This window comes from Nostoc sp. LEGE 06077 (assembly GCF_015207705.1).
In the GTDB taxonomy this organism is placed as follows: Bacteria; Cyanobacteriota; Cyanobacteriia; order Cyanobacteriales; family Nostocaceae; genus Nostoc_B.
In genome coordinates this window covers 65,306-88,561 of sequence record NZ_JADEWI010000022.1, presented here as the reverse complement: position 1 = coordinate 88,561, position 23,256 = coordinate 65,306, and the positions used below count along the sequence as shown (strand labels likewise).

Here is a 23,256-nt window from a genome sequence, read left to right as displayed (position 1 = left end):
TGTTTTAAGAGCAACTCATGTAATTCCTCTACTGACTCTCTTATTTCTACTTTGGTTACTCCAGCCATCTTTGCTCCTTAATATTTATTCCTTATTTATCTGTATCACAATTTTCGTGAATTGGTATTACTGGTAATTTGGAACTACAGACAGATAATAGTATTTAGCTTAGTAATTAGTATAAAAAAGGTAATTATTTTATTTAGGAAATTTAACAAATGGCACTCTATCCTAGCGATCAAACTGAAACCGCATATAATGGCAAAGATCGTAATGCTGTTGAAGCGGGATTAACTCCTCAGACGGAACTTTGGAACGGTCGTTTAGCTATGATTGGTTTTCTTGCTTATCTATTATGGGATTTAAATGGTTATAGCGTAGTGCGTGATGTACTTCACATAGTGGCTTACAATTCCCACTAATAATTCGGCTGCTTTCAAAAGTAGTTAACTCTGCAAAAGTATAGATTATGGGTAAAAGTAATACCCGTAATCTATTTTCTGATTAGCAGCGATCGCTAGGTTAAAATTATCTATTGACTACGGCAAACTCTTGAGCAATATTTGTGCGTAACGAAGGACGTAAACTTAGATAAACCAGTGAACCAACTAACGGTAAAAGTGATACTGCCCAAAAGATTGCAGGATTATGCCAACAACGACGCGCCATATCATCACCTAAAACAGTGGGAAATAAAAGACAGAATAGACAGAATGCCAAACTCATCCCATTAATGAAGCGATCGCCTTGAAATTGTTGCACAAAATCTGCCCAATTACCTAACAAGCCATAGGCAAGTATTACCATAGTACTAAAACTCAAAATTATTCCGAAAATCCGAGAGTCTAAGAAATGCAAAAAGGCATCCTTTTGTCCCGAAAATTCTTGATTGGGTTCTCGTAAAGCTAAATATGGCAAAAGCCCTAAAACTCCTGAAACTACTGATGCTAATATAAAAGGCCAAAAGGGTATGTGTTGCATTCTGCCATCAATAAATAGCAAAGCACTGTAAATCATCAGCCAAATCCCAACTAGAGAAAATAAAGAAACGATGATGGGATTAATCTGACTCAAATTCAGAGTAACTATATTTTTTAGTAGGGTTAGGGTTTCTTCAAGGTGCAGGGGTGGGGCGAAAAACACAATATAAGTAATGAATCCAACCCATATTAGCCATAATATAAGGTTTTTTGTCATCAGATTTAATTAGTCTAATCACACCTAAATTATTCTAAACAACGTCAAAATATTCAAAATCCTAAAGGAAGAGAAAGCTTTTATGACGTAGGTAGTAATTTAGCCTGATTAAATTTGAGTTTTTATGCCATAAGGTAGATAAAAAGGGTGAAATAAAGAAATTTGCATAGTTAATATTAGTGGGCTTCAGATACCCGACTTTGCAAAGAAGTCAGGCATCTTATTGTTAATTAACTGTTGTTTGTTGCTTAGTTAAACTTGTTGTATCAACTTCTAATAAAGCTGGGCGTACACACAAATAAATCAAGGGGCCAAATAATGGTACTAAACTGATTAACCAAAATATTTGATTATTTTTCCAACCCCGACGCGCCATATCATCTCCTAGCAACACTGGGAATAATAGACACAGTAGGCAAAAATCTAAACTCATTACATGGATAAATCGGTTAGTTTGCCACTGTTGGATAAAATCTTGCCAGTTTCCACCTTGTACACCGTAGGCAACTAGTATGCTGGCTATTATGGTGAGAATAATACCAGTCACACGAGAATCCAGCAGTTTAAGGAAAATATTTTTTTTGCAAACAAACTCTTGATTTGGTTCTCGGAGAAATAAATAAGGTAACAATGCAAACGCACCCACACCAAAAGAACCTGTCGCAAATGGCCAAGCCGGAATTTTTTGACTTCTCCCGTCAGTAAATGCTAAAGCACTGTAGACGAGAGGCCAAACCCCCATGAGATTAAATAACGAAATAATTAAAGGATTAATCCCTTGCCATTGTCCAATAGACAGTTTCTTGATTAACTCGAATGTATCAGGTTGATCAGGTGGTGCTAAGAAAAAAGCATAAATAATCAACCCAATCCACAGGCAAAAAAGTAGGAATTTCCGCAACATAAGCTTAAAAATAAATATTTTAACGTTTTAAGGTTCTTAATAGTTTTTCTGCTTTACTTATAAGCCGTTTACGTTTGTAGTGGAAGTAAGAAGATTCTTTAATTTTAACAATAATCGTTTCTAAATAATTACAGGCTGTCTCCACCTCTCCCTGTTGAGAGAGAATTTTAGCCAAGGTTATATAAGCTTGTGGATGACTCCAATGTTGGATGTGATTTTCTAAATGTTGTTTCGCTGCTTCAAATTCTTGTAAAGCAAATAGTGTTTCGCCATAAATTAAAGAGGCATCGCCATATTGATAATCTGGATCTATTTTTAATATAGTTTGTAAATACTGTTTAGCCGAAACAAATTTTTGATTATTAATATCAATAAATGCTGCATTCCAAAGCGTTTGTAGGTTATCGTCGGAATTTTCTGCATCTTGTTTATAGGCTGTTTCTACTTGATCAAATTTTCCGAAATTATCAAGCAGATTATTATTTAAATTCACATATTGATCAGCATTCCCAATACTTTTTGCTTGGGCTGTCCACAGTTTGCGGCTACGTGTCCAGTGACTAAAATAATCGGGAATTAAGATATTTCCTCGCTGTATCCAGCGGGTAACAAAGTAAGCGATCGCACCCGGAAAGTTAATAACAATCAAAATCCACAGCCATAATCGCCTTTCGGGTTCGTTGTGAATACAGTCATAAACCATGAATAACCAAAATCCGGTCATTAACAATCCCACAACTTTTATCATTGACTGAATTCCCTAACCAAGCTTAATGTTTCATTCTTCCTCAGAAATGCATTTCACTTTTTGGAAGTTGAACTAGAGATGATACTCTGTCATTTCTGTAAAGTAAAAGCATATAAGGTAGGAAATTCCATTAAAACCTAGATAAAGCTAAATCATCAAGAGTAATGAAATATACAAATTCAATCAGTGGGATTGCGAAAAAAAGCTGTTAACTAAAAGCTTCGGACAGGTAATCGGCGGCGGCTGTAACAACTGCGATCGCACTTTCGTAATCTAGGCGTGTTGGCCCTAGAACCCCGACGCTACCTATTGGTACAGAACCCCGGCGATAGGTAGAAGAAATTAAGCTACAAGTACGTATCGGCTCTAAGGGATTTTCTGCACCAATTCGCACCGTCACCCTAGATTTAGTCGTATCTTCTATCTCTGGTTCATCAAAAATTAATTGCCAAAGTTTATCTTGTTCTTCTTCTAGCAATTGCATAATTGTTTTGACTTGTTGCAATTGGGAAAATTCTGGCTGACGCAAAACTTCTGCTACACCTCGCACCATAATTTGGGTTGTGGTTGGTGTTTGAGTGCGACGACTTAATTCCGCAACTGAACTTTTCAAGAATTCCCCGTAACGTTTAAATTCTTGATCTAATTGGCTCCAATCTAAGTTAGCTATTTCTAATAGACTCCGCCCCCGTAAGTGGCTATTTAAAAAGTTAGAAACAATCTGCAACTCGCGATCAATTACTTCAGAATCAGTTTGAGAATCTTCTTTTACAGGGGGCAAATCCATCACTTTAGAATGAGTTTCATAGCCATCTGTGACGACAATTAGCATGATTCTACCCGCTTCAATTTGCAGCAATTGTAAATGCCTGACTAATGCTGTCGAAGTTTGCGGCATAGTAATCAAGCTAATACAACCACTTAATGTGGCTAAAATCTGTGCGGCTCCGTGAATCAGGGCTTCTAAACTCCAATCATCCCAATGCAGCCGTTGTTGGAGCGACTGTTCTACCTCTTTAGCTAAAGCTTCCGTTCGCGTAGCGTCTCGCAGAGAAGGAGTCATTAACTGGTCAACATAGATGCGATAACCTGAGTCAGAAGGTACTCTTCCTGCTGAGGTGTGTGGTTGATAAAGTAACCCAGATTTTTCTAATGCACCCATCACATTCCGAATGGTGGCCGAGCTAACCCCAAGATCATACTCTTCCACTAAAACCTTTGATCCAACAGGTTCTGCTGTAGCAATGTAGTGACGTACTGTTGCCCAAAGTATGTGCTGTTGTCGACTTGTCAACTGGACTTCCATAAGGTGTCTATTGCTGAAAGCAAATGTTAAGTAAAGCTTGAAAATTTTTTTGAGCTAATACAAAAAAAGATGAATATTAATTAATTTAAGATAGCAAAATGTCTATCTCTATTATAGTTACTTATAGCAACATTCTTAGATTGCTAATTTTGAACTAACAAATATTTCCAGTCAAAAAGCTGGGTTAAAATTTAAATTTTTTAATTGTTAAGTATCTTCCCACAAATTACACAAATAAGTTGTATTGTTAGATACTTATTTCTCTCACCCTTTAAGATAAATGTCGTCAGGGTAAATGCTGATTATGTAAGGGTGCAGGGGTGTAGGGGAGAATCGCTATTGACTAATATTGAGGAATTGCTGGGTCAACTAGTTGCGAATAAGCGGCAATACCACCAGAAATATTTTTGACATTGGTAAATCCTTGAACCACCAACCACTGACACATTTGAGCAGAACGAACACCGTGATGGCATAGTACCAGAGTTTCCTCTTCCGGATTCAATATGGCTAAAATTTTCTGGTTCCATTCGGCGAACTCACTCAAAGGTAAGTTAATAAACCCTGGAAGACTAGCGATCGCTAATTCTTGGGGTTCACGCACATCTACTAGCTGAATACTTGCATCGCCAGCTACTAAACGTTCTGCTAATTCCTCAACACTAATCTGAATCATGGGTTGAGCAAAGGATTTATCTGTCATGAAGTTTTTGTAAATGATCCTATACATTTATGTTGACAGAAAATCTTACCCTTAGCATGAGCATCTATTCTCAGTAATTTCGGCTTAGGTTCAAGATTTAGGGGATAGGTAATAGGTGACAGGTGACAGGTGATAGGGTTAAAAGCTTTGTGGTTTCTAAGTTTTTTTATTTATCGATGTCCTAACCAACTTGGCTACTGCTATCAGGCTGGGTGTAGGGGTGTCAGGGTTTTAAACACCTACACCCTGATCTAAATCCTCATTTTTCATCTTTATGCGTAAGTCCCATAATTCTGGTTAAATGGCTGTGAAACTGATTATTTAATAGATTTATGGTGAATAGACAAAGCTCATTCTTTGGTTTGATCGCGGCTGGTGCGATCGCACTGATATTAATTGCGATCGCATCTGTTTGGTTTTTTAGCAAAAGCCCCGTGAACCTAGTCACCTCTACCTCGGAGCCTGGTGCAGCTATTTTCGTGTCTAAACTATCTCCGGTGATGATATCGTTACTCACTAATCCCGACTGTTTGCAAGCCTTAGAACGAGACGGGGAAATTTCTCAAATTAAAACTAGTTTATTAGCTAAGAGCGGCATAGATTATCAAAAAGATATTCAGCCCTGGCTAGGTAACGAAATTACCCTAGCTGTCACTACCACAGATATTGACCGAGATTCCGTCAACGGACAGCAGCCAGGATATCTCATGGCTGTAGCTACCAATAAACAAGACAAAAGCCGCGAGTTTGTCGATTTGCTATTTTCTAAGCGGGTATTAGCTGGCGCAAACTTAGATACGGAAGAATATCAAGGCGTGAAGTTGCTTTACGACAGCCAACTAGCAGCAGCCGTGGTTGGCGATGGCTTTGTTTTGTTTGCTAATGATCCTAGTGTGGTCAAAGATGCAATTAACAACGTCCAAGCACCAGACCTCAATTTAACTAGTTCTCCCCAATATCAAAAAGCCACCCAGCAATTACCTCCAGCCTCCTTAGCTGTGGCTTTTTTGAATTTTCCCATCATTGCCCAATGGCAAGGTTTAGAATTACCAGAACCAACCTACGCTAGTGAAATTATTTCTCTAGGTTTGAATTCTAAAGGTTTATTAGCAGAAACCAGCTTTTTATCTGGGTTAGAACTCACACCGCCATCATCGTCACTAGCAAAACCAGTAGGCGCATTGAAATATATCCCAGCATCAGCGGGTTTGGCAATTTCCGGCGCAAATTTAAGCAACTTGGGTGATAGCAATTTAGCCAAATTCTGGACACAAATGAAAATAGCCATTTCTGGTTCAGGAACAGATTTAATTTCTAGATTGGTACAACCGTTAACAGAGGTGCAAAAAAACTGGGGAATTAACTTTACTCAAGATATTTTTAGCTGGGTGAAAGGAGAATATGCGATCGCACTTTTACCCCGTCCAGGACAAATTCTCCCCGATTGGGTTTTTGTGGTGGAGAAAGTCGAGAGTGTCCCAGAAGGAATTGCGAAATTAGATGCGATCGCCTCCTCAAGTGGACTTAGTAGCAGTAACTTGAGTTTAGATAAACAGAAGATTTCCGCTTGGACGCAGTTAACAGCTAAACAAACACCAGCCAAAGACCGACCATCATTCACCATTGAAGCCCAAGCCCAAGGGATACACACAACCCTAGACAATTACGAAATTTTTACCTCCGATTTGGCAACAATGGACGAAGTTCTCACCAATCAAGAAAAATCTTTAATAGGCGATCGCAATTTTCAAAATAGTGTCGCTGCAATTCCCCAGCCAAACCAAGGATATGTATACATTGATTGGGCAAAAAGTCAAAGAATTTTAGAAAGACAAATCCCAGTTCTCAAACTAATAGAAGTATTGGGAAAACCATTTTTTAATAGTTTGCGATCGCTCACAGTCAGTAGTTACGGTAGCGAAACCAACGCACTTAAAGGCGGTGTGTTCTTGCAACTACAAGACTAGGAAGAATAAGTATGAAATCAAGCATTCCCGTCTAGAACTAAAGTTCCAGGCTCATAGCCAAAGTCCACAAAGGGTGGACTGAAAGACATTTTTGCTTGAGTCATCTTGAGATGACTTGCGCTATAAGGCTCGGAATTAATTCCGAGGCGGGAAAGATGCACTTTATTTCTCTTTTTGTGTCACATCCGAATGTGGCACAGACAAGTCAAATTATTCAGGAATCAATTAATTACAATATGTATATATAACTACATTTAGTTAAGCCTGTTGGAGGGCTACTATGAAAGACTGTCGCCCCCGACTTTATAAGCGAATCGGCTGGGTGTTAGCTATCCTAGCCGCTGTAACTGCTGCACCAGCGATCGCCGAAACACCAAATTTTGGTAAGTTCAGTCTGCTACCGGGATTTGAACCTGCCCAAGGTAAATTTTCGGGTTATACTGGTGGCTCTTTCTCATTGCCTGCCATTAGTAACCGCGATCGCGATAAAAAAGCTTGTCTTGGCTTTGCAGACCCCAAACCAGATTACACAATGGTTTTAGAAAAAGACTTTGACCAACTAACAATATTGGTGAATACAGGGAATACCGATACAACTTTACTCATCAAAGGGCCAGACAATGAGACAATTCGTTGCGGCGATGACACGGGTAGAAGTAAAGATGCTAGTATTAGCGATCGCAACTGGAAAAAAGGTATTTATCAGATTTGGGTCGGTACATTTAACTCTGATGCCAAGCATAAGTATACTTTGACAGTTCAGCAAAAATAATGGCTAAATAGGGGCAAATAAGACAAAAGTAAAAAGGTAAAAGATTAGTTGCTGTTTACTTTTGCCTTTTTATTTTTCACTTTATCAATTCCATCCCCAACTATGACTACTCGTTTAGTAAAAGCAAAATTAATTGCCACAGAACAAGCTGCGCCCGATATCGAGTTTATGTTTAACCCTAGTCAGTTAGACTTCTCGCAGCAAATTAACTTGACCAAAAGCAGTGGTGCGCGTACCGGACGAGGCTTACCGAAAGTTAGTTTTGCCTACCCAGAACCGTGCAAGCTAAGTATTAATAACATCATATTTGACACTTACGAGAGTGGTACTAGCGTCCTCACCCACCTGAAAAAATTTGAAAAAGCCGTTAACTTTGCTGAAGCTGGCGCAGGTAAAGAAAAACGTCCACCAGTCTATATATTTACCTGGGGCGACCAGCAGTATTTACGCTGTTTTGTCCAATCTCTCAACTATAGCCTCACCCTGTTTCTACCTGACGGTACACCAGTGCGTGCCAAGGTTAACCTCTCCTTAGAAGAAGTTGATGAATCAATTTCTCAACCGGGCATGGGTACATCTAGCAGTGTAGATCGCAGTGGCGACAGCAGAAGTAACCGCAGTTAATTGCCCTTCGGGCGAGGCAGAAGGGCAAATTTTAAATTAAGAATAAAGCCTTTTTGACTCGCCCATTTGGGTTTAAGTCCCCCGTCATAATCTGGTGATTTGGCGGTCTACGATTAGAGGTGGGTTTAAATCCCTCTGTAATCGGCCTCCTGCCTCGTGCCTTTCAACTCCTGCCTCCATTAATTCGACCTTTGGGGAATAGCCCATAATACACTATCTTCATTAGGCTATTGGCAACCTCCTCTTGCCAATATGTATGCCTGTTCTTTACATACCTGAGCCACTATTACAAATTGATGGCACTGATGCTTCTGCTGATTTGCTCAATGATATTTTGCAAATCACAGTAGAGGAAAGTCTGCATCTCCCAGGAATGTTTACGTTAGTAATTCGCAATGATTACTTTCCAGGACTGACAACAGAAGAAACCTGGAAGCATCAAAGTTTATTTGCTATTGGTAAAAAGATTAAGATTGGGTTTGTTGCCAGCACCACGCAAAACGTGGATTTTGAAGATGCGGAGCAAGGTTACGTATTAGAAGGGGAAATTACAGCCATAGAAACTGAGTTCACCAGTGGTTCTCAAGCTCCCATCGTGATTCGTGGCTATGATATTTCTCATCGCTTGCATCGAGGACGTTATAATCGCTCCTTTCAAAATGTCACCGATAGCGATGTTGTGACTCAAATTATTGGCGAAGCAGGGATTACATCAGGGACAGTTACTTCTACAACTATTGTTCATGATTACATCTTTCAAGAAAATCAAACCAATATGGAATTTTTGCGGGAGAGAGCCGCCCGCCTTGGCTTTGAATTGTATGTGCAAGATGGCAAATTAAATTTTCGCCAACCAGCCCAAGACCAATCTTTATCCCTCAAATGGTTAGAAGATATCCATAGCTTTCGGGTTCGTGTGACGAGTGCAGAACAAGTGAGTTCTGTAGAAGTGCGGGGCTGGGACTATACTACCAAAAAGCCAATTGTTTCTACAGCCTCTACAGAACAAGTAATTACCACCACAGATAACGGGAAAGGCAGTTCAAGTAGCACTAAATTTAGCATCAAGCCGAAAATGATTGTGGTAGACCAGCCAGTATTTAGCGCCAATGAAGCAACGAAAATTGCCCAAGCTTTGTGTAATGAACTAGGAGGTGAATTTGTTGCAGCTGATGCTACTGGTGAAGGCAATCCCGAAATCAGACCAGGGAAAGTCATTAAATTGACAGATATGGGCAGTTACAGTGGTAGCTACTACGTTACAGAAACGCGCCATCTGTTCCATGAGCGAAAATTTGTCACGGAGTTTAGTGTCCGTGGTTTGCGTTCTGGAGACTTGTTAGCTACCCTCTCCCCCCAAACCCATCTGCAACCAGGACAAACTATGTTGGTGGGTGTGGTCAGTAATAATCAAGACCCAAAAGGCTGGGGTCGTGTACGGGTGAAGTTTCCCACCTTAACGGAGGAACATGAAAGCAATTGGGCAAGAGTTGTCAGTGTTGGTGCAGGCCCAGGGAGAGGTTTTGACTGTTTACCAGAAGTCAATGACGAAGTTTTAGTCGCCTTTGAACACGGCGATATTCACCGTCCCTATGTGATTGGTGGTGTTTGGAATGGCACAGACGCACCGCCAGAAGCAGTTAGTGACACTGTTGTTAGTGGGAAAGTGCGCCTACGAACTTTTAAAACTCGTGTTGGGCATAAACTCCAATTTGTTGAAGAAGACAAAGGTACTAAAAAAGGTGCATATCTGCAAACAGTAGACGGTCATAATTTGCGAATGAATGACAGCGAGAAATTTGCCGAACTAGAAACTACAGGCAGTCATAAATTTCGCTGTGATGACAGTAATAAAACTATTAGTTTGACTTCTACAGGTGACATTACAGTTAAATCTGGAACAAGCGGCACAGTAAATAAAATTAGTGTCAACGGTGGTGAAATTGCTTTAACGGCAACACAAAAAATTACTTTAACTGTAGGGGGTACAAGTATCGAACTTACACCCAGCGGTATCACAATGAGAACGACTGGAACTGTAAGTATCCAATCTGGTAGTTCCATCAGTGTGCAAGCTGGAGGTTCTTTGAGTGCTAATGCGGGTGGCGCAATCTCTGCTAATTCTGGTAGTTCGGTCAGTGTCAATGCTGGCGCTGCGGTGAGTATCAACGGTGCAGCTTCCGTCGGCATTTTAGGAGGGATAATTCGGTTAAATTGTTAATTTGGTCATTGATTCTTCCCCTACACCCCGATTACTGAGCGCAGTCGTTCGCGGAGCGTCTCGCAGAGAAGTACACCCTTACACCCCTATTCCCTACCTAATCCCTAAAAAATTATGTTTCCAGCAGCACGACTAACCGATTTAACTGTCACAGGCGATCCGATTACTGCGCCTGGTGTGCCTAATGTTTTAATTGCAGGTTTACCCGCAGCTTGTGTTGGCGATTTAGTGGCGGGGCCTGTGGTGACTGGCAGTATTGTGATGGGGTCTTTTACCGTGTTGATTGGTGGTAGACCTGCGGCGCGAGTGACATCTCAGGTAGCAGGGGTGAATACTGTAACAGGTGTACCATTAACTACCGTTGTGGGTGTGGGTGCGCCGACGGTGTTAATTGGTGGTTGAAAGGTGAAAGCGCCTTTACTGAGCATATTCTTTGATAAATCAGCATTCTTGCGAGAAGCGATGGGAATTTGAATGCAGAAAGTTGTACCTTGTCCTGGTTCAGAGAAGCATTCAATTGTACCGTTGTGCTTTTCGATAATTTTCCGACAGATGGGCATTCCTAGCCCTGTGCCTTTACCAATGGGTTTGGTAGTGAAGAACGGTTCAAAGAGGCGATCGCGCACATCTTGGCTCATTCCCGAACCATTATCTTGAATCCGAACCACTATATATGGAGAATTTGTCAATGTTTTGCCATTTTCTAATGAGGTGCTAATAGTAATAACTCCCTCTTTTTCTTGACCATCTAAGGCATCGATCGCATTCGCAATAATATTCATAAATACCTGATTCAGTTGACTGGGATAGCATTCAACTAAAGGCAGTATGTCATAATTTTTAATGACTTCAATTCCTAATTTGCCACAGCTGGTCTTTAAGCGATTGTTCAAAATTAGCAGTGTACTATCAATGCCTTCATGAATATCAGCTACTGTCATCTGTGCTTGTTCTGTGCGCGAGAAGTTGCGTAAAGACACAACAATCTCACGAACACGTTTGATTCCTAAACTCATTGAACCTATCAGTTTCGGCAAATCTTTAGAGAGAAAGTCTAGATCAATTTCTTCGGTGAGGTCTTGAATTTCCGGTAGGTAATCGCAATTATCTTGGTAAATATGCACTAGACGCAATAAATCATCAACATACTGTTGAGCATGGCTAATATTGCCGCTGATAAAGTTGACTGGATTATTAATTTCATGGGCAATTCCCGCAACTAACTGCCCTAAGCTGGACATTTTTTCACTTTGAATTAACTGTGCTTGTGTTTGCTGCAATTCATGAAGGGTAGTTTGCAGTTGTTGAGCTTGGATTTGAGCAATTTTAGCAGCTTCACAACTTTGCTCATAAAGCAGGGCTTTTTCGATTGCTACTCCTGCTTGCATTGCTAAGATACTTAATAGTTTTAAATCTCGATTTGTATAATTAATCGAAGTTTCGTTGCCAATAACAATTACGCCAACTACTCGTTCTTCTACATTTAACGGGACACAAATCAACGAATTAAATTGTTTGTTTTCCCCAATAAATCGAGGATAAGAGACGATGTTATTGACAATTTCTCCTCTGCCCATTTGGACTATATTACCAATAATCCCTTCGCCTAATTTTATCGGATGCTGGAGATAACTATTACCACCAATTTCTGCCAGAGTCTCAAAAATATTTGTTTTTTTGTTTAATAATAAGATAGCCCCACCAGTAGATGGGATTAATTGACCAGCTTCTTGAATTAGCAATCGAGAAACTTGTTTAAGATTGAGGCTGGCAGTAACTTGAATAGAAATATCATGGAGTAAATCAATTTCTTGATATCTTTCTAGTAGTTCATGGGCGAGATTTTTCTTTTCAGACTCTTGCTTGAGTGCATAAACCAGAAGTGAAGCAACACCAGCCGCTTGTTGTGAACCACGTACCCAACCAATCAATTCACCAGCAAATTCTATCGGATGGGCGATCGCAGATATATCCACTGCTGTACCGAAGAGTATTTGACCTTCGATATCTTCTATTCTGAACTGAATATCTATTGCTTTAGCAAAATCATGGAGAAGAGCTAATACATCCTTTTTTACAATCAGACTGCTTAAATTGCTTTTAATCATCGGCTCTCATCCTGATTTTATTGCTGATTTTGCTAAAGCATCAGTTTTTTATAGCTGTATAGATGGTTATTTGTCACGCATTATTTAGTGAATCTATAATCAGATAACTGCCATATTTCCAGGTATCAGTTTTGATTTAGTAAAGTTAAAATTTTAAATAATATGCGATGCAACTCGATTATAAATGAATAATTTCAGACAATTCACCGTAGATTCATTGATTTTTGTATATTCAGTAAATATACAGAGGTTAAATTTTTCGGCTCAAGTGAACTCGACTTTTGGCGAATGGTTTTTGTTTTGTTGATCAGCATAAAGTAGCGTAGACTGCTCATCACTGTGTACCTACCATGCCAGAACTCAATCAAAATCAACACCTGGGTGCGGGCTGGTCGTTTCCGTTACGGGTGAATGTCCAAGGGGGTCTGCAACTTAGTAAGGCTGATCGCAATATTGAAGAGTCGATGATGCTGATTTTGCGTACCGATTTGGGTGAACGGGTGTATCGTCCTAACTTTGGTTCGCGGTTGTCGGAGTTGACTTTTGCACCGATGAACACTCAAACTTTATTACTTTTGCGTCTACACGTCCAAGAAGCTTTGGAAATGTGGGAACCGCGCATTGTTTTAGATGCGGTGCGTGCTGACCCTGATCCACTGCGAGGTCGTGTAGATATTGTGATTGAATATCATCCCAAAGATAGCCATGATTCGCGGAGTTTAGTATTTCCGTTTTATTTGAATGGGCAATAGTAAAAAGGCAGGAGGTAGGAGGCAGAAGGCAGGAGAAATATTAAATACTCAGCACTCAGCACGGGCTGAACGCCCCGCTACCGCTCTAAGCGCAGCCATGCCCGCAGGGCTTTACAGCACTCAGCACTTTTAACTCAACACTTTTATTAATATTGTGGAATTTGATTTTTTACCAAAATTACCCAAGTCTAATCTAGACGATCGCACTTTTAAAGATTTAGTTGATGAGTGTATTCTGCGGATTCCCCGCTATTGTCCAGAATGGACGAATTATAACCCCAGTGACCCAGGTATCACGCTCATTGAGCTATTTGCTTGGTTAACTGACCAAATGCTGCTGCGGTTTAATGAAGTACCCAAGCGCAATTACATTACTTTTTTAGAGTTATTGGGTGTGAGGTTACAAGCACCTGCGCCTGCGGTGGCGGATATTACTTTTTATTTAAGTGCGGCTTTACCTGAAACTTACACGATTCCGGCTGGGGTGGAGGTGGCGACAATTCGCACGGAAACAGAAGAGGCCATATCTTTCACTACAGATCGGCCTTTAATTATTGATAAACCACAAATTCGCCACTTTCTCACCTGTCCCACCGCCGATCAAAAACCAGAAATTTTGCGCGATCGCTTTACTAATTTATGGACGATGCGCTCTGATGGTGAATGGTATGGTAGAGAGTTGGCACTGTTTGACGAACAACCCCAACCGGGAAACAGCTTTTATTTAGTGATTGATGGGGAATCGCAGTGTGAAGGGAATGTTCTCGCACTGCAACTAAAAGGAGAAGCCGCCACCGCCACCGGGATTAACCCTGATATTCCGCCGCGGCGTTGGGAAGCTTGGAACGGTGTGGAATGGGAAGCGGTACTGTTGCAAGAATCAGACGATAGCACCAAGGGTTTTAGTTTTAGCGAATTGGCGACCCAAGGAATTAACCCCCTACAAGGTGCGGATATAGTTTTGCATTTACCCCAATTCTGGCCTGTGACGACTTTCACCGCGTACCAAGGACGTTGGTTGCGTTGCGTTTACACTTCGCCCCAACCCAATCAACCAGGATATAGCAGTGCGCCGCGGATGGTTGGTTTGACGGTGAGATCCATTGGTGGGACGGTGGGTGCTAGTCAAAGTGAACTGATTCGCAATGAAATTTTAGGAGAAAGCGACGGTACACCGGGACAAACATTCCAGTTACAAGGCGTTCCCTTATTGAACCGTCGGGAAGATGAATATTTGCTGGTTTCACCGCCTGGGGGAATTCCTCAACGGTGGTATGAGGTCAGCGATTTTGCTAATTCTCTCCCCCAAGATTTGCACTATACAATTGATTCGCGCACCGGGACGGTACAATTTGGCCCGGTGATTCGGGAACCAGCCCAACTCCAGCAGCAAACGGAATTTAGGCGGGGAGTGGGAAATATTTCTAATATTCAGGAATTAGAAAGGCAATATGGGGCTGTACCACCGCGCGGTTCGGTGATTCGGATGGTTGCATACCGGACTGGTGGCGGGCGTAAGGGGAATGTGCAACGGGGGACGATTACCGTAGCGAAAACTGCGGTTCCTTATGTGGCGAGGTTGATTAACCATATACCAGCGCGTAACGGTTCCGATGCGGAATCTTTGGAAGATGCGGTAATTCGCGTTCCGGCGATGTTGCGAACCCGCGATCGCGCTGTGACTCCCGAAGATTTTGAGGTGTTGACGCTACAAGCTGGCGGTGGTGCGGTGGCGCGGGTACGCTGCTTACCACCGACAACCACACAAGAAGCTGGAACTGTCAAATTATTAGTTGTCCCGGCGGCGAATACAGATGCAATTAATCGTGGCGAAGGTATCGAACCGGAATTATTTAGTCTGAGTCCGCAGTTACGTGACCAAATTATTGCTTATTTAGATGAACGGAGGTTATTAGGAATCCAAGTTAAATTGCAAGCGCCGGAATATGTGGGTGTAGCGGTGCAAACCGAAGTTGCGCTGGAACCAGAATACAACCATCCCGCCGCCCAGCAAGAGATTTTGGGGAAGTTACGGGTGGCGTTGTATCGGTTTTTGAATCCGATTACGGGGGGACAAGATGGGAGAGGCTGGCCGTTTGGGCGACCTGTTTATCCTTCGGATATTGTGAATTTGTTTCAGCAATTTCCGGCGGTGCGGTATTTGGGGGTGGTGCAGTTGTTTGAATTGCGGTATGTCGGTTCTACTTGGGTGCGATCGCTTCCCCAAAATCCGGTGATTGATCCGGGGGCTTTGGGTTTGATTTGTTCTTGGCAAAATACGCGGTTGCGTTCTGGTCATGTTGTTAATCTCATCCAATAAACCTCTCGTTACTCTCTGCGCCTTTGCACCTCTGCGTGAAAACTTAAAAGTTTAATATAACGAACCGCAAAGGACGCAAAGGACACAAAGAAGAAAGAAGAAAGAATTTGAGAGGGATTTTCCTGAAGTTCTAAAGAGATAAATCTTAAATGAGAAATATGTTATGACTAGTCAAATTCTGCACCTGCAACTTACATCAATGCAATTACCTAACGCCATTCAAACGTTGGCGGTGGGTAAAGGTGCAGATGATTTTTCGCAAACAGCACTTAGTAGCCAAACGACAGTACGTGCTGGATGTGATGTGGTGGTTCATCCGCCGGAACCGAGTGAGATAGTTTTGCAGCTGGAAAACTTGGGTAGTCGGATGTTGCGGTTGAATGTGCGGGTGGAGGGGAATTTCCCGGCTGAGTGGTGTCGCATTGGGATGGAAGGTTATGGACTTGCGCCGCGATCGCGAATGGATGTGGTGTTATACTTCCAACTTCCCGCAGATTTTTTTGAAACTCCCGAACTAGGGACTGGTCAATCTTTGGTGTTGGATTATCACAGTCGGATTCATGTTAACTACAGCGAGGAGGGTACTGGTAGACAGTTAGTTGAAACGGCTGGTTTAAATTTATATGTCCGTCCCCGCAGTCTCTATCAAAAGTTTGTCCCGGCGCTATATCGAGAAGTTGACTTTATTGGGCGCTTTTTGAAAATTTTTGAACAGGCTTTTGAACCCTCAGTGCAAACGTTGGATGTGTTGTGGGCTTATTTAGACCCCATGACTGCACCGCAGTCATTGTTACCTTTTCTCGCCCATTGGGTAGCTTGGCCTGTTGATCGCCGTTGGACTTTAGAACGACAACGTTATTTAATTCGTTCGGCGGTTGAGCTTTATCGCTGGCGGGGAACACGTAGAGGTTTGCGTTTATATATACATCTTTATACAGATTTACCTTTAGATGAACATATTACCAGAGAAGTTGATAAACATATTTGTATTGAAGAAATTCGCGGCGAAGGTTTTGTATTAGGAAATACACGCCTAGGTGAAGATGCAATGATTGGCGGCGGTCGTCCCTATCATTTTATCGTCCGCCTCCGTCCGCAACGTTTAAATCAGGTAGATGAACAGTTAGTAAGACACATTATTGAGCAAGAAAAACCCGCCTTTTGTACTTATGAACTTTATATAGATAGTTGAAAGTGCTGAGTGCTGAGTGTTAAGTAAAATATTCTCCCCCTACACCCTTACACCCCTGAACCCCTAATTATGGAAATTCACCCCCTAGAACGACTACAAATCCAAGATGGTTTATTGATTAATGCTGAACGGTGGAAGCGATCGCATGATTATCACCGTCAAAGGCAAAATATTCATTATCAATCGTTGAATGAACCGGGAATAGTTCAGGGTTTGGGTGTGAGTTTGATTCTTGCGCCGAAGGATGTACCATCACAATATAACGATAAGCGATGGTTACAAATTCAGCCAGGAATTGCTATTGATGTGAATGGGAATCCGATTGTGGTTCCGCAACAGATAGATTTTCATATCTCGGCTGATATTACGGAAGAAAAACCCAGATTAATTTATTTAGTCGTGCGTTATGTAGATCCAGATACTTTACAACGCAAACAAGTTAGTGAATTTGAAAAACAAGTTAGTAAATTTGAAACAGAAACTTTTCGGATTGATGAAAAAACAACACCACCTGATACTTTTGAGGTGGAGTTATGTCGAATATTATTACAACCGGGATTAGTAACTTTAGAACATCCTCAAGATGTCTTTTATCCGAGTTTGAATAGTTTAGATTTTCGTTATCGAAAAATTGCGCGATCGCGTCCAACGGCTGTGGTGCGTGCAGCGCATCTGGATACGCAGGAAACTAAAGAAGGTAATAGTTTTGCAAATTTATCTTCTTTGTTAAGATATACCGAAAGTCTTACCTGTACTATTCAAGGAGATGAGCAAATTGCTCGCTTAAGTTTTCCACTTTTAGACCCAACTATTGCCATTAATTATGATTTGCTTTTTATCACAGGTAGTGAACCGTTAATTCTCAATGTTCAAGAATTAGCTAATCTCAAAAGTTATCTAGATGGTGGTGGAGTTTTATTAGTTGAATCACCCACTGATGCAGTTGACCGATTAGAAAGTGTTTTGGAGATTACGGAAAATTTAGGCACACCTTTAGAGGATTTACGCCGACTTGATCGCCATCATCCGTTACGGACACAGCCATTTTTATTTGCAGCATTGCCAAGTTTTAATCAAAAGCATCTGCAAATTTTAGTTGCAGGTGGCATCGTTTTAGTTATTGGTGATTTATCTCTAGCTTGGGGATTGGATGAAAAGTTAACTTTACCACGAGAAACAATTCGCACTGCCCAAGAGTTAGGGATTAATATTCTTAATTTCGGATGGAATAGAAAGCAAATGACGCAATTAAGGCAACAAACTGCTACACCTGTGTCAAGCAAGCCTGATGCGTTAAAAAGTATTTTTAATAAGTTGGAATGATTTTTTAACGCAAAGTGGTGCAAAGTTTCACGCGAAGGAACGCAGAGAATTACATACTCAGCACTCTATATATGACAATTAATATGGCAATTAATCTAGTTAATACTAAAATTTCTACACAAGTATTGAATTTTCAGCCGGGTGGTTTGCCAGCTTCTTTTGATGTAACTGTAGTTAATGAAAGTAATCAGTTTGCTTCTTTTGAAATCGAAATTATTGCGGCTGGTAGTGGCGAGAGTTTAGGGTCTAATTGGTACAAAATTACGCCATCTGTTAGTGCTAAAAATCCGCCGGGAGATAGTACAAAATTTAATGTAACAATTATCAATACGCCTGTTGCTGGGTTTATTGGCAAAATGAATCTGATAGTCCGCATATTTTCATTGGAATTGCGGAGTGAGGACAGACAAATACTGCGGTTGATAGTTGAAGCAGGTGCTGGTACTGTACCTATGCAGGTTGAGTTAATAACAGAGAAATTTCCAACTCTACCACGGGAGTTAATAGAGATTAAGGTGAGGGTTTTTAATCCAAGTCAATTACCTGCAAGTGTTTCTCTAAAACCTGTTGGACTTAAACCCCAATGGTTTATTAATGGCGATGAAAAACTGTTGCAAGTTGCACCAGGAACTAAAATAGAAACTTCTTTTTTATGTCAGTTACCAATTGCAGAAGAATTACCAAGTCAGGCATACCCTTTTACTATTGAAGCTAATTATCCAAATGGTATTCCGTCGCGCAGTCAAGAAGGCATAGTTAATGTTAACCCAGTAGGATCTATCAATTTTAAATGCTTCCCAGACAAACGACAGATGCCAGAATTTCGTCCTTGGCTACCGCAGCCAGGAACCAATTCTACGACTTATCAACTTGAATGTCGAAATTTAAGTAATTTAAGTCAGCAAATCAGCATTGAAATTAAAGAAGGTGAAGAAAGACAACCTAAATGTTTTTGGGAAGTTAAACCAGAGTTTCTGGAATTACAACCAGGAGAAACTCAGAATTTACAACTAGTAGTGAAGAAACGGCGACATTGGTTTGGTTTAATACAAAAACTCTCATTTAAGGTGAATGCTACTGTTTCAGATCATAGAATTAATGCTAATGATGAAAACCAATTTATCAGACTGATTATTTATCCTATTTTACATATTTGGCTACAGATAGTATTAGGAACTTTGTTGTTGATTCTACTCTGGTTTTTATCATGGCTAAATCCTGATAGCCCATTCTTTGGACATTCGGATGCTGTGACATTTGTGCAGTTTAATGGTGTAGGCGATCGCGCTGTTAGTGCTTCTCTAGACCAAAGTATCATCAGATGGAATATTGCTGGTTTTATTAATCCTTTAATTAATCAACAAGAAGAGAAGATAAAAGGTATAAATAAATCTGTGCGAATTGTCCGCTATAAACCTATAGATAATGATGTAGTTGCAGCTGGGTTGGAAAATGCTGAAATTCAACTTCGAGATGTTCTGGGAAGTAGTGGTAATAAAGTTATTTTTTCGATAGAAAATAAAGATGATCGTGTTTTTGGGTTAGAGTTTAGCCAAGATTCTCGCTTTTTATTTAGCGGTCATGGTAGTGGTGCAATTTTGCAATGGAATGTTAATAGCGCCCTTTTAGGTGATAGTAAAAGTTTAAAAGAACCTATTAATACTAAAAATGGAAAAAATGTAAATTTTGCTATTTCTACTTTAACCTTAGCTGGCAAGGATAAACAGAATTTAGTAATTGCAGGCAGATATAACAACTTAGCTATCTGGAATTACTCACAAGATCAACTATGGAAAGTACCATATAATCCTCCTGGTAGTCAAAATGATTATATAGAGAGTGTAGATAGTGCTGAATACAACCCAGATCTATTAGCAACAGCTGATACTATGGGACAAATTACTTTATGGAATATGAAACAATGTTTGGATAATCGTAAAGTTCAATGTCAAATTATTGATCAATGGCGCGATGGACACGAAAGTAAAGCGGTTCGATCAGTTGCGTTAAGTAGATATGGTTGTTATTTAGTCAGTGGCGGTGACGATAATCAGGTAATGTTATGGCCATTAAGTAAAGAAGGTAAACGAGAGCCAGATTTTATAAATGGCATAAAAATACAAAATAATAATTGGATGGGTTGGATAACTTTTTGGAAAAGAAGAGTAATTAATAGTGTGGATATTAAGGTGGTTAGAAATAAAATTTTAGTTATTAGTGGTAATAATGACAGTACAGTTGGATTTAGCATGATAGATATCGATAAAAAATCAACTTGTCAAGAACAATTACAAAATTAGAAAGTTACTTTTATTTATTGTTTTGAGGGTAAGATATGACTGCCACAAATTCGAGAACTAGTAATTCCCAACTCGGTTTGAGTATGGCAGATGTGTTGACTCTGCCACCACAACAGCGCAAAATTGTGCAGTGGTTAATTAAGCGTCCAAATAGTGCTTCTCTTACCCAAGTATCAATTCATTTAGATTTAAATCAACAAGCTACTTTAGCTTTATTAGATGAATTAGTTGAAGAAGGTTTTGTTCAGCAAGTATTAACGTCTGGTGAGGTACAATACAAGGTTAATCTGGCGGCTAAACGCGGTATTCAACAGCAAAATCTGCAACAAACTCTTGCGCCGGGAAATCCTCTAGCAGTTATTTTTAATCCTTCTGGTGATTACGCAGTTCAAGCTGGGGGAAAATTTGAACTTAATGTAACTGTTACTAATAAAGGTCAAGAAAGTGCTTTAATTGATATTTTTATTGATGAATTATCACCGCAATTAATTCAATGGTGTGATGCACCTAAACAAAGGTTAGCACTGAGTCCAAATTCTGTGGGTGAGGTGTTATTTGAATTTCAAGTACCTGTCACAGCAATTCCTAGCACTTACAATTATTCAATTGTTGTTGATGCACCCTTGCATTATCCTGAAGATACGCCAATTCGACATGGGGCGCGGATTCAAGTTTTACCTGCGATTGAAACTGTTGTCAGAGTTAGTGACCCGACTTTTAGCTTACTACCTTTAACGAGTTCGCGATCGCCTGCAAAAATTCCCCCAGGCGGAATCTTACAGGTGAATGTCAATGTCCACAACCGTTCTGATAGGGTAGATAGATTTCGCCTCAGTTGTCTTGATTTACCCGAAGAATGGATAAGTATTCGCTATCCCGAAGGTTTGGAAACTGCGGGACTGGTTATCCCGAATATGGGTTTAAATCTCAACCCAGGCGAAAAGGGAGAAATCTTACTTCAGTTTCAACCACCACTAGGCGCAAACGCCGGACTTTACTACCCCAGCATCCGCTTATATTCTGCCAATAATCCTGATTTGATGCTGTTGGATGTCATATATTGGGAAATTTTGCCGTCTTACCTACTAAATGCAGAGATGCTGATAGTAGTAAATCGGGTGAGACGCAAAGGAGGGACTTTTGAAGTCAAGTTGACAAATGCAGGTAACACTGTCAGAGAAATCGCTTGTGAAGCGGTTCCTGTAGACGAAGATAAGGTATGTAGTTACACCACTTCTCCTGGTTTATTGCGCGTATTACCAGGAGAAAAAGTTTCGACAAAAGTCACAGTAGTACCCGTGAAATGGTGGTATCGCCCAATGTTCGGCGCGGGAAGATTACTTAACTTTCGCATTGAATTAACAGATCAGCAACAAATCCCTTTACCTAATCCCGTCTTACCAGGAAGCTTAATTTGGGAACCGCGCCCTTGGTGGCAATTTTTACTTGTATTGTTGACAGTTATAGGTAGTGTAGCAGCGATCGCATTTTTGATTTGGTTATGGTTTTTCCGTCCCCCCGCAAGCCCCAAAATTCTGCAATTTCTCTCCTCTGATGCGACTTATCAAGCATCGAACGGGGATTTTATTCGCTTGAGTTGGCAAATTCGCCACCCCAAAAAATTGCAAACATTATCTTTAACTGGTTTATTTGCTGATGGTACAGCGGCGGTACAACCTATAGTTTATACATTCAATGGCAAGATTCCCGCAGAACTACAACCATTTTGTCAAATGGGTGCAGTGTTAACTTGTGCTAACGTCCCGACAGATGCGCGGAAACCAGGAGATTATACTTTTCAAATGCAAGCATTTGCTAATAATAATCCAGACTTGCCAGTCGAGACAATTAAAACGAATACGATTAAAATTGTCTCGATTCCACCACCGCAAATTCTCCAATTTTCTCCCGCCCAATCTGTTTATCAAGAAGTCAAAAATAGTTCCACAAAAATTAGACCAGATACAATTCGTCTCAACTGGAAAATCAATGATTTAGATAGGATCAAAGAATTACGAGTAATTGGGCGATCGCCGGAAAATTTAGTTACCAGTCCACTCCAAACCTACGATGTCAGCCAAGGTATTCCCGACACAATCAAAGCCTTTTGTAACCAGCAAGAAAATCAAATAAATTGTCGTAATATTCCGGCAAATAATCGCGGCGCAGGTGACTATATATTTGAGTTGCAAGTATTTACCAAAACCGACACCGATAAACCAAGTATCTCGCAAAAAACAGACTTAGTTAAAGTCCAACCTCTACCCAGTAAAATTATCGAATTCAAAATTGATGGTAATAACCCATTACCAAAATATCCCATATTAATTAATCCACTTAAACCTAACAAACCTCTCAACTTATCTTGGAAAGTAGAAGGTACTAATAATATTAAAGTTGAACTAATTCCCGCACCAGGAGATATCCCCCGTAACGGTACAATACCCTACCCAGTTAATCAACAACCCGGTAGCGAAACAATTACTTTACAAGTCACCAATTCTACTGGCGAAAAAGTTAGTCGTTCCGTCACCATTGAAACTTTTTTACCGCCTACAGTAAATCCAACACCAGTAATACCGTCAGGAGATATAAAACCTGTAATCCCAACTGTTCCCTCATCATCAGGACAGCCTACACCACCCCCAGGTGCTTCTCCCGGAACATCCTCATCTCCAACTAACAATAGCGTACCTACTCCTAACTCTCCCGCACCTTCTCAACCAGACAAACTCTCACCCTTAGAACTACCACCAGGATTTGATTAAAACTAATCTCTCAATTTCCTCTCTGCGGCTTTGCGCCTTTGCGTGAGATAA

General features: G+C 40.6%; 18 protein-coding genes. 12 read left to right on the top strand and 6 right to left on the bottom strand.

The window, feature by feature from the left end; translation table 11 throughout:
• The first annotated feature begins 218 nt into the window (after positions 1-218).
• A complete protein-coding gene (locus tag IQ244_RS16045) occupies positions 219-422 on the top strand; it encodes a chlorophyll a/b-binding protein (RefSeq protein ID WP_193895760.1) in 204 nt (67 codons plus the stop codon).
• Positions 423-528: 106 nt separating this feature from the next.
• Here the strand turns inward: IQ244_RS16045 and IQ244_RS16040 are convergent, their stop codons facing one another.
• From IQ244_RS16040 to IQ244_RS16020, 5 genes are all read right to left on the bottom strand, one after another.
• Positions 529-1,197, bottom strand: a complete 669-nt coding sequence (locus IQ244_RS16040; protein WP_193895758.1) for a hypothetical protein — start codon at positions 1,195-1,197, stop codon at positions 529-531.
• Positions 1,198-1,423: 226 nt separating this feature from the next.
• The gene (locus IQ244_RS16035) at positions 1,424-2,101 is read right to left on the bottom strand and encodes a DUF2834 domain-containing protein (protein WP_193895756.1); all 678 of its coding nucleotides are present in this window, start codon (positions 2,099-2,101) and stop codon (positions 1,424-1,426) included.
• 19 nt (positions 2,102-2,120) lie between these two features.
• Positions 2,121-2,849 carry a PLDc N-terminal domain-containing protein gene (locus IQ244_RS16030; protein ID WP_193895754.1) on the bottom strand — a complete coding sequence of 243 codons (729 nt, stop codon included), beginning with the start codon at positions 2,847-2,849 and terminating at the stop codon, positions 2,121-2,123.
• 208 nt (positions 2,850-3,057) lie between these two features.
• On the bottom strand, positions 3,058-4,155 hold the full coding sequence (hrcA, locus tag IQ244_RS16025) for a heat-inducible transcriptional repressor HrcA (protein ID WP_193895752.1): 1,098 nt from the start codon (positions 4,153-4,155) through the stop codon (positions 3,058-3,060).
• A 343-nt stretch (positions 4,156-4,498) separates the two neighbouring features.
• A complete protein-coding gene (locus tag IQ244_RS16020; protein ID WP_193895750.1) occupies positions 4,499-4,858 on the bottom strand; it encodes a rhodanese-like domain-containing protein in 360 nt (119 codons plus the stop codon).
• A gap of 332 nt (positions 4,859-5,190) precedes the next feature.
• Here IQ244_RS16020 and IQ244_RS16015 point away from each other — a divergent pair, with 332 nt between their 5' ends.
• The 5 genes from IQ244_RS16015 to IQ244_RS15995 all read left to right on the top strand — a co-directional run bounded on the left by IQ244_RS16015 (position 5,191) and on the right by IQ244_RS15995 (position 10,844).
• Positions 5,191-6,825 (top strand): DUF3352 domain-containing protein, encoded by a 1,635-nt coding sequence (locus tag IQ244_RS16015; RefSeq protein ID WP_193895748.1) that lies wholly within the window; start codon positions 5,191-5,193, stop codon positions 6,823-6,825.
• 280 nt (positions 6,826-7,105) lie between these two features.
• A complete protein-coding gene (locus tag IQ244_RS16010) occupies positions 7,106-7,597 on the top strand; it encodes a hypothetical protein (RefSeq protein WP_193895746.1) in 492 nt (163 codons plus the stop codon).
• 102 nt (positions 7,598-7,699) lie between these two features.
• A complete protein-coding gene (locus IQ244_RS16005) occupies positions 7,700-8,221 on the top strand; it encodes a hypothetical protein (protein ID WP_193895744.1) in 522 nt (173 codons plus the stop codon).
• A 256-nt stretch (positions 8,222-8,477) separates the two neighbouring features.
• Positions 8,478-10,442, top strand: coding sequence for a VgrG-related protein (locus IQ244_RS16000; protein WP_193895742.1), 1,965 nt, complete (start codon positions 8,478-8,480; stop codon positions 10,440-10,442).
• Between the two features lie 114 nt (positions 10,443-10,556).
• Positions 10,557-10,844, top strand: a complete 288-nt coding sequence (locus IQ244_RS15995) for a PAAR domain-containing protein (protein ID WP_193895740.1) — start codon at positions 10,557-10,559, stop codon at positions 10,842-10,844.
• Here IQ244_RS15995 and IQ244_RS15990 read toward each other — a convergent pair.
• A complete protein-coding gene (locus IQ244_RS15990; RefSeq protein ID WP_193895738.1) occupies positions 10,757-12,550 on the bottom strand; it encodes an ATP-binding protein in 1,794 nt (597 codons plus the stop codon). The two genes, IQ244_RS15995 and IQ244_RS15990, sit on opposite strands and share 88 nt — an antisense overlap.
• Before the next feature lie 350 nt (positions 12,551-12,900).
• On the opposite strand from IQ244_RS15990, the gene IQ244_RS15985 reads away from it, so the two are divergent.
• The 6 genes from IQ244_RS15985 to IQ244_RS15960 all read left to right on the top strand — a co-directional run bounded on the left by IQ244_RS15985 (position 12,901) and on the right by IQ244_RS15960 (position 23,205).
• Positions 12,901-13,302, top strand: a complete 402-nt coding sequence (locus IQ244_RS15985; RefSeq protein WP_193895736.1) for a GPW/gp25 family protein — start codon at positions 12,901-12,903, stop codon at positions 13,300-13,302.
• Between the two features lie 154 nt (positions 13,303-13,456).
• The gene (locus IQ244_RS15980) at positions 13,457-15,622 is read left to right on the top strand and encodes a putative baseplate assembly protein (RefSeq protein WP_193895734.1); all 2,166 of its coding nucleotides are present in this window, start codon (positions 13,457-13,459) and stop codon (positions 15,620-15,622) included.
• A 163-nt stretch (positions 15,623-15,785) separates the two neighbouring features.
• Positions 15,786-16,814: a phage tail protein gene (locus IQ244_RS15975; RefSeq protein ID WP_193895732.1), complete on the top strand. Its 1,029-nt coding sequence runs from the start codon at positions 15,786-15,788 to the stop codon at positions 16,812-16,814.
• 69 nt (positions 16,815-16,883) lie between these two features.
• Entirely contained in the window at positions 16,884-18,137 is a 1,254-nt protein-coding gene (locus tag IQ244_RS15970; protein WP_193895730.1) for a DUF4159 domain-containing protein, read from the top strand.
• 83 nt (positions 18,138-18,220) lie between these two features.
• Positions 18,221-20,437, top strand: a complete 2,217-nt coding sequence (locus IQ244_RS15965; protein WP_193895728.1) for a hypothetical protein — start codon at positions 18,221-18,223, stop codon at positions 20,435-20,437.
• 35 nt (positions 20,438-20,472) lie between these two features.
• A complete protein-coding gene (locus tag IQ244_RS15960; protein WP_193895726.1) occupies positions 20,473-23,205 on the top strand; it encodes a hypothetical protein in 2,733 nt (910 codons plus the stop codon).
• The last annotated feature ends 51 nt before the right edge of the window (positions 23,206-23,256 follow it).

Excerpts from the sequence above, each read along its gene's own strand:
- IQ244_RS16045 (WP_193895760.1), top strand. The coding sequence starts at position 219 with ATGGCACTCTATCCTAGCGATCAAACTGAAACCGCATATAATGGCAAA.
- IQ244_RS16040 (WP_193895758.1), bottom strand. The coding sequence starts at position 1,197 with ATGACAAAAAACCTTATATTATGGCTAATATGGGTTGGATTCATTACT.
- IQ244_RS16035 (WP_193895756.1), bottom strand. The coding sequence starts at position 2,101 with ATGTTGCGGAAATTCCTACTTTTTTGCCTGTGGATTGGGTTGATTATT.
- IQ244_RS16030 (WP_193895754.1), bottom strand. The coding sequence starts at position 2,849 with ATGATAAAAGTTGTGGGATTGTTAATGACCGGATTTTGGTTATTCATG.
- hrcA (WP_193895752.1), bottom strand. The coding sequence starts at position 4,155 with ATGGAAGTCCAGTTGACAAGTCGACAACAGCACATACTTTGGGCAACA.
- IQ244_RS16020 (WP_193895750.1), bottom strand. The coding sequence starts at position 4,858 with ATGACAGATAAATCCTTTGCTCAACCCATGATTCAGATTAGTGTTGAG.
- IQ244_RS16015 (WP_193895748.1), top strand. The coding sequence starts at position 5,191 with ATGGTGAATAGACAAAGCTCATTCTTTGGTTTGATCGCGGCTGGTGCG.
- IQ244_RS16010 (WP_193895746.1), top strand. The coding sequence starts at position 7,106 with ATGAAAGACTGTCGCCCCCGACTTTATAAGCGAATCGGCTGGGTGTTA.
- IQ244_RS16005 (WP_193895744.1), top strand. The coding sequence starts at position 7,700 with ATGACTACTCGTTTAGTAAAAGCAAAATTAATTGCCACAGAACAAGCT.
- IQ244_RS16000 (WP_193895742.1), top strand. The coding sequence starts at position 8,478 with ATGCCTGTTCTTTACATACCTGAGCCACTATTACAAATTGATGGCACT.
- IQ244_RS15995 (WP_193895740.1), top strand. The coding sequence starts at position 10,557 with ATGTTTCCAGCAGCACGACTAACCGATTTAACTGTCACAGGCGATCCG.
- IQ244_RS15990 (WP_193895738.1), bottom strand. The coding sequence starts at position 12,550 with ATGATTAAAAGCAATTTAAGCAGTCTGATTGTAAAAAAGGATGTATTA.
- IQ244_RS15985 (WP_193895736.1), top strand. The coding sequence starts at position 12,901 with ATGCCAGAACTCAATCAAAATCAACACCTGGGTGCGGGCTGGTCGTTT.
- IQ244_RS15975 (WP_193895732.1), top strand. The coding sequence starts at position 15,786 with ATGACTAGTCAAATTCTGCACCTGCAACTTACATCAATGCAATTACCT.
- IQ244_RS15970 (WP_193895730.1), top strand. The coding sequence starts at position 16,884 with ATGGAAATTCACCCCCTAGAACGACTACAAATCCAAGATGGTTTATTG.
- IQ244_RS15965 (WP_193895728.1), top strand. The coding sequence starts at position 18,221 with ATGGCAATTAATCTAGTTAATACTAAAATTTCTACACAAGTATTGAAT.
- IQ244_RS15960 (WP_193895726.1), top strand. The coding sequence starts at position 20,473 with ATGACTGCCACAAATTCGAGAACTAGTAATTCCCAACTCGGTTTGAGT.